The following is a 13,210-nucleotide window of genomic DNA, read 5'->3' as shown; positions in this document are numbered from 1 at the left end:
TGTCAGCAGTGCTGGAAAGACGATGCAACTCGGACAGCACCGGGCGGCGGGCGCATGCCTGTCCACCAGACCGCGATGCACCATTTTGCGAACCCAGCGCACGTCGAGCGAAGAAGGCTGAGCGGGTGCGAGCGCAAGAATGCGAGGCGAACTACGCTCAACATCTCATCCGCACGGTGACGGTCGTGCTCTCGGCCGCGCACCGTGGCAAGCGATTCCGGAAGGTCGCGGATCAAATGGCATTGCCGAACTCCACAGGGAGCGCATCCAACATCAGTCTGAGCCCGAACCCGTGGTCAAACCTGGAGGAACAGGAGGCCCGCCGCGCTCTCAATGCAGTTCAAGTCCGTCTGACGTGGTTTCCCTCAGTATGCTGACCGTGCGTTGCGCTCGGAAACGCGCCGAATTTGTCGCATTCGGCCCAAATGGAACGAGACAGCGGGTAAGACGTTAAAAGTTATTCCCGTGGTGGTTCAAATGACAAAACGCTCCGCTGGCCTGAAGCCCCTGGCAACAAGGGCGCGGGAAGCGACTCGATCAATCGAATGTCTAGACCCAGGGCCCGTCCCAGTTCGCATGCTGGTGCTTGCGAAACAATTGCAGGCGGCGCTGGATGACAGAGAGTGGGAACTAGCTTCTCTGCACCCTGAACTCCCGTCGAAGAAAGGATGAGGACGTGCGCGAATTGCGGGGGCTGCACATTCTGATTGTCGAGGACGAATGGTCGATTTCGGGAGAGCTTGCGGAGTTTTTCAGCAATATGGGCGCCATTGTTCTCGGACCTGCGGCGAGCGTCGAGCAGGCGTCTGAACATACCGATCAAGCCGAAGCCGCAATCCTGGACGTCAATCTCAACGGTCGACACGTGTTCCCGATTGCGGACAAGTTGATGCGCCGAGGAATCCCGTTCGTCTTCTTCAGTGGCGACGACGACATCCCTATTCCCGAACATCTTCGCCACGCCAGCAATTTGCGGAAATCATCAGGCAGCAAGGCCGTGCTACACGCACTTTTCCCCGCACAACTGTCTGAACACGCGGACACCTCCGTGCCCCCTCCGCCAGACGACGTCTTCACACTGTTGCCCAAACTGCGCCTCGCAGCGCGTCTGTTGCTGGGAGACGTAAACGCATCTGACCGGCTGGTCGAGCGGACGCTTGAGCAAGCCATCCGAGACGTCGACTATAGGCAACTCGGTCAGTCCACGGAGAACTGGCTCAACGAGATCATGCGAGAGATGGCGAACACCCATGGCGCAAATCTCATGCATTGAATCTATCCTTCGAGCCCAAGCCAGGGGCCGGAGGAAGGGTGATGATGCCGTTCATGAAGGCGGCGGGGGTCGTTGCATCGGCGCCCTGCGAGAGCGCCGCGCCCGTCGCCTGGGTGAGGAAGAGATCGTCCGAAATCGTGCCGGTCGCAAAAGCCGTGCTCGACGGCTCGCCGGCTATGCCGGAGGTGATGACGAAGCCGCCAGCCACGGACTCGAAGGAGACACCGAGCGGCGTCGCGGAACCGGTGACCGTGCCGCTCGCCACCGTCTGCGTCAGGTTGACGAAATAGGTGCCGGCAAGGCCCCGACCGCTGCCGAGCTGCGTGATGCGCGTGCCTGCGCTCACGCCGGCACCGCCAAGGGTCTGGCCAACCGACAGGGTACCGGAAGCGATCGCAGTGACCGTGAGCGTGCCATAGGTCGCCGAGATCGCCTCGCTGGCGACGATCTGTGCGATCGAGACCGCATACTCGCCAATGCCGCCCGGCGTGCCCGACAGCTGATTGGTGATCGCCGTCCCCGCCGCGACACCGGCTCCGGACAGGACAGCACCGGCCACAAGCGTACCCGAGGTGACGCCGGTAACGGTCATGACGTGGCCGGCGATCGACGCGACCACAGCGGCCGTTGTCGGCGCGATCGCACCAGTCACCGACGCGACCGAGGCCAGCGTGGCGTTGAGGTCAGCCTGGAGCACCGCAGCCGCAGCCGAGAAGCTTGTGGCGCCGGAGAGGTGACCGGCCCGCAACTAGCGGCATTCCAAACTTCGTCTGGCCTGCCAGCAGGAGGCCTGTGATGGTGATCATTCCCTTGCAGGCGGTGCCGGTGTTCTGATTTCGTGAAGGGGTTAGCGATGCGGGGTTGCCTCACAATCGAATGCTATAGGGTCTTCTGCATGCTTTGAATTCGCCTAATTGCATTTCATTCAGCCGCGTCAAGGGTGAGGCCTTCGGCCTGCATCCTCCACATGCGGGCAAATAGACCGCCATGAGCTCTGAGCTCCGCCGCGTTGCCATCCTCGACAACGCGCCCCCCATTCATCACCAAGATGCGGTCGAAGCTGGAAAGCGTGGAAAGGCGATGCGCGACGGCGATCACCGTGCGATCGCGGAACATCTTGACCAGCGAGGCCTGGATCACCAGTTCGGACTCGGTATCCAGGGCAGACGTAGCCTCGTCGAGAACGATGACCGGAGCGGCTTTCAGGAATGCCCGGGCAATCCCGATTCTTTGCCGCTGGCCACCGGAGAGCTTCACCCCCCGTTCCCCGACCACCGTGTCATAGCCCTCGTGCAGTCTTGAAATGAACGCCTCGCAGTGAGCGGCCCGGGCAGCGGCGCGGGCTTCTTCATCGCTGGCCTCGGGACGGGCGAACCGAATGTTCTCCATCACGGTCCGGTGAAACAGCAGGATCTCCTGGGGCACGACGGCCAGCGCTTCGCGCAGACTATCCTGTGTGACCGAGGCAATCGGCTGGCCGTCAATCAAGATCTGGCCGCCCTGAACGTCGTAGAGCCGTTGAAGCAGGTGGACGAAAGTCGACTTGCCCGCTCCGGACGGACCGACGATACCGACCTTCTGGCCCGCGGGGATGGACAGGTCGAGGTTGTGGATCGCATCGACCTCGGTGCCGTAGGTGAAAGAAACCTTGCGGAACTCGATCGCCCCGCCATGCGGACGGATTGCCGGCGCCCCCGGAAGGTCGACCACGGTCTGCGGCTGGCCGATGATGCGCAACGTGTCCTCGATGAACCCGAAATGCTGGACCATGTCGACGAGCGACAACGCCATGTCGCGCGACCCGTGAAGAATGCGGAACGTCAAGGCGCTGACCAGGACCACGTCGCCGGGCGTGATTTCCCCCCGGCTCCATTGCCGGACCGCCCAGGCGAGCATGCCGCCGGCCATGACCCAAAGTGCAATGTCGTGGATGAGGCGCGCTTTTTCCGTGTACATCCAGCTGTCACGCTGGGCATCGGCTTCGGCTCGAAAGCTCGCTGCCAGCCTTGCGTGCTCGCGTGACCGGGCTGAGAACGCCTTGATAGACCACATGTTGGTGATGACATCGATCAGGCTTCCACCGACTTCGTTCGCATAAGATGCATATGTGCGGTGCAGGTGCTTTCCACGTTCCCCGAAGGCAAGCAGGCCGCCCATGATAACGACGACCGCGGACGCCAGGGCCACCGCCATCCGCCAGTCGACGACCGTGAACACGATGACGGTGCCGATGAAGTCGACAGCCGGCGGCGCGACCCGCCAGATGACGATGTTGGTCAGGGCGCCGAAATTGCCCGCGGTCGCGGTAACCCGCTGGCCAAGGGAACCCGCCAGGTTCTCGGCGAAGTACTTCATCGGCTGACCGTTCAGGAAGTCGAACAGATCGAGCCGCATCTGAACGCCGATCGCGAGGGTCGCTTTGCAGCCGAGCCAGCCGCAGAGACGCCAGAGGATGCTCTCCACCGCGATGAGGCTGATGAAAATGGCGAGCGCTGTCTGCGCGGCTGAGCCTTCGCGTGGGCCCGCCATCGCGTCGACGAGCACCTTCATCACGTACTGGATGGCGACAGCGCAGGACGCGGCCGATATCACCAGCACGGCGAGGATGATGAATTGCGGCAGCTGCCTGCGCACATAATGCCTTATGAAGGCAGCCGACCCCTCCAGGAACGGAGGCAGCGGGCTACTTGCCTGTGGCTTCAGATACCGCATAGGTCCCTCCGGCATATGGCCCTGACGTGAGTTCGCGCTGAAGCGCCAGCAGTTTTCGGCTCTGCTCGCCCAATTCATCCTCCATGCGCTTGCAAACTGGACGCCTGCCGTGCTCCCCCATCGGGCCGAGCAGGCCGACATCGCACATCCGGCCATTGTCCCATCCGGGGTAGTCGATGATTGGATAGAGGCAGATTCCCTCTATCTGGACGCCCCGCTGCATGGCCTCGAGGACCTCGGCCACGACATAGTGCACCCACGATGGCCTGGCCGTGCGCTCGGCGCCCGTTTCGGACATCGAGAGGGGTCGATTGTAGCGTTGTGCGACTTCAACGAGCATGTCGGCCAGCGGCTTGTAGGCATGGTGCCCGAACGGGATTGTCGGGCCGTGCAGGAGCCATTGATTGTCGGGATAGAAGTTCAAGCCGACGATATCGAGGTATTCGGGCCGGCCGCCCAGCTCCGGTTCCTGAAGCCCGGCAAGCATGTCGAGCGCTTCAAACTGACAGAGCCTGTAACCCTCCGCCTCGAGCTGATGCTCGACATCGTGAGGATAGCCGACCACATTGATCAACGGTTCCGCGGTGATGAAGCGGGCCCGGGAATCGATTCGTCGGATCGCGTCTATAGCAGCGATGGCGGCTCTTACCAGGATGCGCTTCAATTGGCCTCCAAGGCCGTTCGCGAATGGGTTGATCCGGCCGGTATCGCCACCCGCCCATGACCAGTATGAAATCTCGTTCACCGGACAGAAGTACGGCACCGAGCCGATCTCGGCGTGGATGACCAGGGCTGCGGCTTCCGCGAAGCGGGCGAAGCGCTCGACGAATTCCGGTGAGAAGATGTCGATATGGTCGGGCCATCCGTAGTGGCAGAGATCCCAAACCACCTGTGTCCCTGTGGCGTCGGCGGCGCGCAGCATTGGCAGAAAGCTCGACCAGTCGTAGTTGCCGGGCTCTTTCTCGATGAGGTGCCAGCGCAGCCCGTCGCGCACGGTGCGGATCCCCCGACGCTGGAGTTCGCGATAGTCGGTCTCGGACGCTTCGTCATGGCTGGTGGCGCGAAGCAGATCGAGGCGGACGCCATCGGCCCGGCGATGGCTCGAGCACTCGAATCCACCAAGGAAAAAGCTGTTAAACGCTGTCGGTTCTCTCATCTCGGCCTCTAGGACTTCAGTCGCTTTCTCAGCTGCCGATGGCAGCCGAGGTCTTGTTCCAGCGAACATCACACTCCCGGAGGAAGCGTCCCATGCCGCTTGCCAGGGAGGGCATGAGTTGACCCCGTTCGCTTGCCAGGGCGGCAGGGGCGAGGACCCCGCGGCCATGATCGCCCAGCACCAGGCGCGCATCGAGACCGGCCGACTGGGCGACCTCTCTTGCCCAATCGGACCAACTGACCGCGCCGTCATTGGCGAGGTGCCATATTCCCGTCTCGCCATCGATCAACAGGTCGAGCGCGGCATGAGCCAGGTCCGGCAGGTAAGTGGGGGAGCACACTGCGTCCGCCGGCAAGCGGAGCGAACGGTCGGCTGCGATTTCATCCAGCAGCTGCGAAAGCACGTCTGCGGTGTTCCAGGGTCCGAAGACGGCGCTCGTGCGGATGACCAGCGCGGCGGGATGATGCTTCATCACCATCGTTTCGGCTGCCGCGTTGAGATTGCGTATGCCCGATGCCGGGGTGATGGGGCTGCTCTCGACCAAACGGTCGGTGAGCGTCTTGCCGACCAGCGCATCCGACGTCACGGTCATCAACGCAACACCGGCGGCGGCACAGACAGATGCCAGCACCGCGCCATCCGCCGGCCCGTTGCCCGTCCCAATCGAGCCGACAGGACCCGCTTCGGCCCCTTGCGGAGTGGCGGCGTGGACGAAGGCCCAAGGCCGATACTTGAGCAGCAGGCGGCGCATGGAATGAGGGTCGGTGATGTCCATCTGATTGGCGGGAAAGGCGATGAATTCCAGCCCCCGGTGGGCAGCGATCCGGCAAAAGGCGCTACCCAGCGCCGCATCCTTGCAGAGGATGAGCACCTTGCGCGCGTCTCCGCCCCCGCTGCGTTCGGCGGTGGTTTCGAAAGGTGGGCTGAAGAACCGCGTGTCCCGGCGCCACCAGCCGGGGCTGTCGAGAACCGGATGCTTCAGGCCGGCGCCGCCGGCCATTTCCCGTACCGCACTTCCCAGGGCGGTCATGCGCGGCGATGGACTGCGGACGTCGAAGGCTCCCGCCTCATAGGCTCCATCTTTGCGCAGCAGCAGGCTGTTCCAGTCGACGCATCCGAACAGGGCCCAGACGGTGACGGCGGCAATGTTCTTGCCTTCGCCAGCGAGCCGATTGGCAGCGCTCCAGACTTCGTTCAGCCAGCGAAGCTGTTCGTCGCGGCTGCAGCCATGGTGAACTTCGGTTACGGCGACCGGCCGGTCATAACGCGCACAGACCTCGCGCAGGCGGGGTTCCGGCCCGTCCGACCCAAGCGGAAGATGCATCCGCACGGCCTCAAGGTCGGCATAGTGATGCCGGCCATTGCCGCCGACCGAGGCTCCAGCTGGGAGCTTGGAGCAGCGGTGGTCAAGGAAACGCTCGCTGGTCGGATAGTAGTTGACCCCCACAATATCGGGAGGGCAGGGCTCGTCGACGAAGGCCTGGAGCTCCTGCTCCGGTATCCCATGATCGATCAGGCGGGAGAACCATGGATGGCTGCGCTCGACACGGCCAAACAGCAGGTCGAACGTCAGCCAGCGGCGTTCGTTCTCATAATCCGCCTGGTAACCAAGCAATGGCGTGCTGAACGTCTTGCCGAGATCCTCGGTCTGGACGAGAGCCGCGTGCGGCGTCACCTCGCGGATCGCCCGCATGGCAAGCGCCACACCGCGGCACTGGTTGATCAGCGCTCGTGCGAAATCTGGCAAGTGCCGGCGGTGGGGATACCAATGTCCATACAAAGCGCTGAAACGGGCTGTGGTCAGCGGCTCGTTCACGGGGGTGAAGCGGCGGATCTCGGGGTAGCGTTCGGCGACGCGCCGGGCATGCCGAGCCAGGAGCTCGGGAAAAGCCGGATCGAGCAAATTGGTGTAGCGGGGGCCGCTGCCATGGTGTAGCAGTCCGGCGATGACCTCGATGCCTAGCTCTTTCAGCCGCGGCATCCGTTTGTCGTGCCAGGCGAAATCGGCGGTTTCGATATTGTCCGGCGAGATCGATTCCCACAGCAGCGGGTACCGGAGCGTTCGTATGCCAAGCTGCCGGATGCGGTCCAGATCGTCCAGCCTGCCGGCATGTCCCGTCTCCGATAATTCGTCACGCCATCGGTTCCTCAACCGAATGATGCTGCACTCGACGCCTCCCCAGATCTCCGGCGTGGCCTGCATGGTCTCGGTCCGCATCGTCGCCGCCAATCATTAAATCGCTTGCAGAATGCCGCTCATCTTGGACACCGCGGTCTCAAGAGGGGCGCGGTTGTCACTGGGAACCGAGGCTTCGATTCTCCGGTAGGTGGCGAGGGCCTGACCGACGACCTGGTCCATATTGTAGTAGCGGTAGGTAGCCAGCCTGCCGACGAACCAGACGTCTTCCGTGGTACGCGCCAGGGCCTCGTACCTCCGATAGCGATCGGCGTTCTCCGCCGTCGGTACGGGGTAATAGGGGTCGCCGTCCGCCGTTGGGTATTCAAAGGTCAAACTGGTCCAGGGATGCTGCTGACCCGTTAGGTGCTTGTACTCAGTGACGCGCGTGTAGTCGTGCTCCATCGGGTAGTTCACGACGGCCACCGGCTGGTGCCATTCCTTTTGCAGCGTCTTGTGCTCGAAGCGCAGCGAGCGATAGGGCAGCCGGCCGTAGCAGTAGCCGAAATACTCGTCGACCGGTCCCGTGAAGATCAGCCGCTTGTAGGCGAACTCTTCGCGCATCTGCGAATAGTCGGTCTTGAGCATGACCTGGATGTTCGGGTGATGAAGCATGCGCTCGAACATGCGAGTATAGCCGGCGGCAGGCATGTACTGAAGCTTGTCAGTGAAATAGCGGTCGTCGCGATTGGTCCGGGTCGGCACGCGCGCGGTCACCGACTTGTCCAGTTCCGAGGGGTCGACGCCCCATTGCTTGCGGGTATAACCGCGGAAGAATTTCTCGTAGAGCTCACGCCCGACACGACTCACCACCACGTCTTCAGACGATCTGATTTCCTCGACCGGCTCGGCGCGCGCAGCGAACCACTCCTCGAGCTGCTCCGGCGTCAGATCCAGCCCGTACAGTGTGTTGATCGTTTCGAGATTGATCGGGACCGGCACCAGCTTCTTGTCGACTTCGGCCAGGACCCTGTGCTCATACGGACGCCATTCGGTGAACTGCGAAAGATGATCGAAGACCTGCTCGGAGTTGGTGTGGAAGATGTGTGGTCCATATTTATGGATCAGCAGGCCGGCCTCATCGTAGCAGTCATAGGCATTGCCGCCGACATGCGGACGCCGGTCGACCACGAGGACCCGGTCTCCCCGCTGGGAGGCGAGGCGCTCGGCGAGCACACTCCCGGCAAAGCCGGCGCCGACAACCAGCCAATCAAACATAGCTGCTCTCCGACGCATGTATCGCTTGGGGACCGGACGTGCGCCGCTCTCGCGTCTCCGTGATAAGCGAAAGCATTTCCTGCCAGGTCGACCTCCAGGACATGCCCGACAGGTGTCGATCCACCTTTCGCAGCCACTCATCCTTCGGGCGAGCCAGCAGATGTTCGGCACGCTCTATGAATTTCTCCGCAGTATCCGCGATTTCGACCAGGCCGAGCTGTCCGTACGGCCGGACAACATCCCGGACCGAGGTCGAAATCACCGGTACGCCGGCGGCGAGGAATTCCGGGGTCTTGGTCGGGCTGATGAACTGGGTCGACTCGTTCCTGGCGAACGGCATGATGCCGACGTCCCACCCGGACAGATAATGAGGAAGCTGGTTGTAATCCCTGCCGCCCAGCCAGTGAACGTTCGGCCGGCGCGGAAGGTCTGCCGGGTCGATCTTGACCACCGGGCCGATCATCACGAACTGCCAATCCGGCCGCAAGGCTGCCATGCGATCCACCAGGTCCAGATCCATGCGCTCGTCGATGACGCCGAAGAAACCAAGCCTGGGGCCGGGGATCCTGTCCTGATCGAGAGACGGCGTACCGGCAAGGCGGGCCTTGCCGAAATGAGCCTTGTCGATGCTGCTTGGAAATGGGTGGATGTTGCGATGACGATGCTGCTTGGCCTCATAAAGGCTCTGACCACCGGTGAAGACGACATCGGCGCGCCTGAGAAGTTCGCGCTCCAGCGCCATCATCCGGGGCGGCGCCGCGCGGAAGCTCGAAAGCTCATCCATGTTGTCGTAGACGCAAAGCTCAGCGGAAATGTGCCGGCTGAGAGGCAGGGCCATGGGCGTATAGTACCACAGCAGTGCTGGCGTTGCTTCGAGGCTTTCCACCAAGCCGTCAACCAGCTTGCGTTGCGCACGCGTGATCTGCGGTCCGTTGAGATGTCTGGGAATGTGCGGCACGACCACCGTCACCCCGTCAGTGCTCGTATAGCTTTTCTGGTAGGCAGTGGTTTCTTCCGTAAAAATCGGCTCTTCGAAGAAAAATACATCGTAGCATTGGCTTGCCTGGGTTAGAATGTGCTGCGGTCTTTGAAAAACGAAGTTCCATCTAAGGTGAGAGAAGCACAATAAGCTTCTGCGGATTTGTGGCAGCCTGTGGTTGTTTTTACGCTGAAGATCGATATCCATCTTGGTCCTTAGAAATATTATGAGAGGCGTTCAGTGCCAGCCAAACCTCGCCGTCGCGCGGATGTTCCGCACGATGTATTAAATGATGCTGGCAGTGATGTTGAATTATGGTTTGCAGCCGGCATACCGCGCCGGCAGCTCTATCTCATGACGTGCTGAGGTGGTACTCACAGAGCGGCCCCGGCCGAACGTCCCATGCAGCCGTTCGCCCGTGTTTAGGCGAGGCATCGAGCCGTAAAACGTCCAGCGCCCATGAAACATGTTCGCTCAGTCCCTCCGGATGAACTCGCCGAACAAGAGCAAGCGTTGCGGCGGCGGGTGTACTGCAGGCAGAGCGAGGGGCAGAGCCAACAATAAGGGTAGCAACCCAGCTGATCTGGACGCCAAGCAAACACGCGCAAGTGGCTGCAATACACCGGCGTTGGAGCGCTGCCCTGAGATAATCCTGGCGCGACCGTCACGCCGGATGCAGACACTGCGGTGCTACCGCTCCGGCACCGCGGAGGTTTGTGGATGGTTGCGTGCCGCGTCCGCGATTTCTGGAATGAACTTCGTGTCGTCGGGTCGTGTCCCATCGGGTGGTGTAGCTCGGCGGTTACGAAGCCACTCACGAGCGCGCCGTTAGTAGCGCTGTAGCGAGTGAGCGGCGTGTCGGTGGTCATCGGCGCTTTCCGGTAGAGTTTGGTTGTTGACACCAACCCCACTTCGGAAGGACCACCGATGACCGACGACATGATGAACCTGCGCACGCTCGTGGAGAAGACCCCGGATGCCGATCTGCTGCGGGAGATGATCGGCTTTGCCGCCGAGCGGCTGATGGAAATGGAGGTTGGGGGCTGCCACCGGAGTGGCTATGGCGAGAAGAACCCGCTGCGGCTCGCCCAGCGCAATGGCTACCGCGACCGGGACTGGGAGACGCGGGCCGGCACGGTCGAGCTGCGCATCCCGAAGCTCAGGAAGGGAAGCTACCTCCCGGGTTTCCTCGAACGCGCCGCATGGCCGAGAAGGCGCTGACCGCCGTTATCCAGGAAGCTTATGTGCAAGGCATCTCGACCCGATCGGTTGACGACCTGGTCAAGGCCATGGGGATGAGCGGCATCTCCAAGAGCCAGGTCTCGCGGCTGTGCGAGGAGATCGACGGCAAGGTGAAGGCCTTCCTCGAGCGGCCGATCGAGGGCGATGGTCGGAGCGCGTACGGAACGTCAATAAGGCTCCGGCTTTGGCGCGCACAATCACGAACCCTCGACTATTCCGACACATCGAAGCGCTGCCGGAGGAGGAACTTAGCGGCGAGGTTGCAGTTCGGCCCGGGGACCTGAAGTCCTGAGGCCTAAGCAGCAGAAAGACCATGCCCGTACGATCATCCGGCATTAAACTGGCTCCGTCGGACACCTGCCTGAGTTCCGCCGCGGCGTTGCTCCTGTTGTTTTCTATCAGTCTCGCCCAAAGCTGGGCAGCGCTTGCCGGGGACACGGACACCGCGCTCATCAACTGGGCAAGAGCGAAGACCCTTCTTGTCGAGCAACTCGACCGGGAGCCGCGATCGGTAGATGCCCAGTTCAATGAGCCGACCCTGATCAGTCGCGCCGTGACACCGGTCGTTGCGCCATCAGCCGACGAGCGCGCGCGGAATGCGGCGACTAGCGACTTATACGTGCAGATATATGGGCGGCCGTCGCTTAAGAGCTTCCTCTGGACGGGTGTCGAATCCGGCAATCCCTTGACCCGCGACGAAAGCTACCGCTGGGATTCCCTCGACGACCAAGGCCTCTTTGACCACGAGCGGCGGCGTGTCCTAGCTGCCCGTCTGCTTTATCTCGGGATCCTGAACGTCAGGCTTGGCCTCTCGAACCACTTGATTGATCCGGAGCGGGACGAGACCTGGCTGGCGCATGACGGGCTGATCGACGACCTCGACCGCGCCGGCCTGCGGGTCAGCCTCGACCTGCACCATTTCGGCATCGAGGATCGGTTCCGGGTCGCCGGACCGGACGGTCGCACCAAGGGCCGGGCCAGCTACTACCTCAATCAGGACTGGCCAGCCTATTTCGCCGCCTTCTCGCGGGCGGCGATCAATCGCTATGGCCCAAGGATCAAGGCAGTGACCTTGATCAACGAGCCGGAGACGACCATCGGCTTCAACAGCGAGATGTGGAACGGGGCATTTCCGCGTTGGCAAAGCCCGTTGCACACCACCTACTACATCGAGCGTGCCGTGCAGGTCGCCAAGGCCGCCGTGCTGGCGCGGCTTGCCATAGAGGAGGAACTGGCGCCAAGCAAACGGCGCATGCTTTACATCCACCCCGAGGCAGCGGTCTTCAAGCCAGGATGGGATGAGTTCAACCGGCACATACGCTTTTTCGGCAGCGACCTGATTCTTGGAGAGGACTGGCTGCTCGAAGCGGATTTCGAAAAGCTGGAGCTAATGACGCCCGCCGAGCACCTCGCGAAATGGAACGCGACCGCGCCCTCGTCGCGCACATCCCTGGATTGGGCCATCAAGCATTATCTCGACGGCAGCCCGGCGACCGGCCGGCCGCTGCCGGACAGCCTGCAGCGGGTCCTGCATATGCTGAAGGAAGTCCAGGACCTGCATCGAAAACTAAACAGGGAGTTCAAGGTAACGATGAAGAGGGACACCGTTTTCGGGGTCGACTATTACGCTCACAACGAGGACTTCGACACGAAAGGAAAACACCTCAGTGCCGAGCCCCAGAATTATGCCGGCGAGGTCAGTTCAGGCGCGCGCGCGGGCCTCGAGGCGGTGATCACCGACTACTACAATCGCTACCACCTGCCTATGATGGTCACCGAAACCGGAACGCCCTATTTCAACTATGGCGCGCGCTGGCACCAGGAGATGCTGCTAGAATGCGCTGCGGCTGCATCGGCTGGCGTCCCGTTGCTTGCTTACTCCATCTACCCGCTGCTCGATAGCTGGGGGTGGGAAACAGCCCTGTCGGTGTCCAGGCCGCAAACCCTCCTCAACCCCTCCGGCATTTTCACGCTGGCTCTTGAACCACGACCGTTTGCCGGGCGTCTCCTGAGATCGCTGAAGGCTGGTTTTCAACCCTGAGCGCAGCCCGGTGAGCCCCCGAACGCACGCGCTATAATCTCATGGTGGCGCGCGGACAATGCCGGGGAGGGCGCCCGCATCCCTGGCAACGCCTCTCTCGGGGTTGGCTGTTCCGCGACGGGCGACGATGGTGAACCCGGTTCAACCCGTTCCTCGGCGATCAGCCTGGCGCCGCAACGCCTCGCCGGTATCCACCCGGCGTGCCAGTGCCCTGCCGAGGTGCTCGCCCTCCTGCTTGGCGCCCTGTGAAAGGTCCGGCAATGGCTGGCCGTTCTCGTCGAGGAACAGCGCCACGTCGCCAAGCGCGAAGATGTCGGAACGGCCGATTACCTGCAGGTCGGATGCAACCTTCACCCGGCCGCCGCGGTCGAGCCCGAAACCAAGCCGGGCCGCCAGCGGCGAAGCGGCCACTC

Annotated in this window: 9 protein-coding genes and 1 pseudogene; 3 read left to right on the top strand and 7 right to left on the bottom strand. The window is 62.3% G+C overall.

Going from position 1 to position 13,210, the window contains the following annotated elements; all coding sequences use genetic code 11:
- Positions 1–676: 676 nt before the first annotated feature.
- A complete protein-coding gene (locus FJW04_RS23210) occupies positions 677–1,273 on the top strand; it encodes a response regulator (RefSeq protein WP_181173032.1) in 597 nt (198 codons plus the stop codon).
- Here FJW04_RS23210 and FJW04_RS23205 read toward each other — a convergent pair.
- From FJW04_RS23205 to FJW04_RS23180, 6 genes are all read right to left on the bottom strand, one after another.
- Positions 1,263–2,021, bottom strand: a complete 759-nt coding sequence (locus FJW04_RS23205; protein WP_140716947.1) for a DUF3383 domain-containing protein — start codon at positions 2,019–2,021, stop codon at positions 1,263–1,265. The two genes, FJW04_RS23210 and FJW04_RS23205, sit on opposite strands and share 11 nt — an antisense overlap.
- Before the next feature lie 173 nt (positions 2,022–2,194).
- A complete protein-coding gene (locus FJW04_RS23200; RefSeq protein ID WP_224720451.1) occupies positions 2,195–3,907 on the bottom strand; it encodes an ABC transporter ATP-binding protein in 1,713 nt (570 codons plus the stop codon).
- A gap of 49 nt (positions 3,908–3,956) precedes the next feature.
- Entirely contained in the window at positions 3,957–5,210 is a 1,254-nt protein-coding gene (locus tag FJW04_RS23195; RefSeq protein WP_224720450.1) for a beta-glucosidase, read from the bottom strand.
- The gene (locus FJW04_RS23190; protein WP_246673975.1) at positions 5,170–7,359 is read right to left on the bottom strand and encodes a sugar nucleotide-binding protein; all 2,190 of its coding nucleotides are present in this window, start codon (positions 7,357–7,359) and stop codon (positions 5,170–5,172) included. The genes FJW04_RS23195 and FJW04_RS23190 overlap by 41 nt, the downstream gene beginning before the upstream one ends.
- 15 nt (positions 7,360–7,374) lie before the next feature.
- Positions 7,375–8,535, bottom strand: coding sequence for a UDP-galactopyranose mutase (glf, locus tag FJW04_RS23185; protein WP_140663645.1), 1,161 nt, complete (start codon positions 8,533–8,535; stop codon positions 7,375–7,377).
- On the bottom strand, positions 8,528–9,721 hold the full coding sequence (locus tag FJW04_RS23180; RefSeq protein ID WP_015316575.1) for a glycosyltransferase family 1 protein: 1,194 nt from the start codon (positions 9,719–9,721) through the stop codon (positions 8,528–8,530). Before FJW04_RS23180 ends, glf begins: the two co-directional genes overlap by 8 nt.
- 720 nt (positions 9,722–10,441) lie before the next feature.
- Between FJW04_RS23180 and FJW04_RS23170 the strand changes: the two are divergent.
- Together FJW04_RS23170 and FJW04_RS23165 are read left to right on the top strand one after the other, a co-directional pair.
- Positions 10,442–10,902 (top strand): annotated as a pseudogene (locus FJW04_RS23170) (transposase); the annotation flags it as partial.
- 167 nt (positions 10,903–11,069) lie between these two features.
- Positions 11,070–12,797, top strand: coding sequence for a hypothetical protein (locus FJW04_RS23165; protein WP_015316577.1), 1,728 nt, complete (start codon positions 11,070–11,072; stop codon positions 12,795–12,797).
- A 141-nt stretch (positions 12,798–12,938) separates the two neighbouring features.
- Here FJW04_RS23165 and FJW04_RS30040 read toward each other — a convergent pair whose 3' ends face one another.
- Positions 12,939–13,208, bottom strand: a complete 270-nt coding sequence (locus FJW04_RS30040) for a hypothetical protein (RefSeq protein WP_051041272.1) — start codon at positions 13,206–13,208, stop codon at positions 12,939–12,941.
- Positions 13,209–13,210: the final 2 nt, after the last annotated feature.

The sequence above is a fragment of the Mesorhizobium sp. B2-7-3 genome (assembly GCF_006440715.1).
GTDB lineage: Bacteria > Pseudomonadota > Alphaproteobacteria > Rhizobiales > Rhizobiaceae > Mesorhizobium > Mesorhizobium australicum.
The sequence above is the reverse complement of the archived record's forward strand: the minus strand, read 5'-3'. Positions and strand labels throughout refer to the sequence as shown.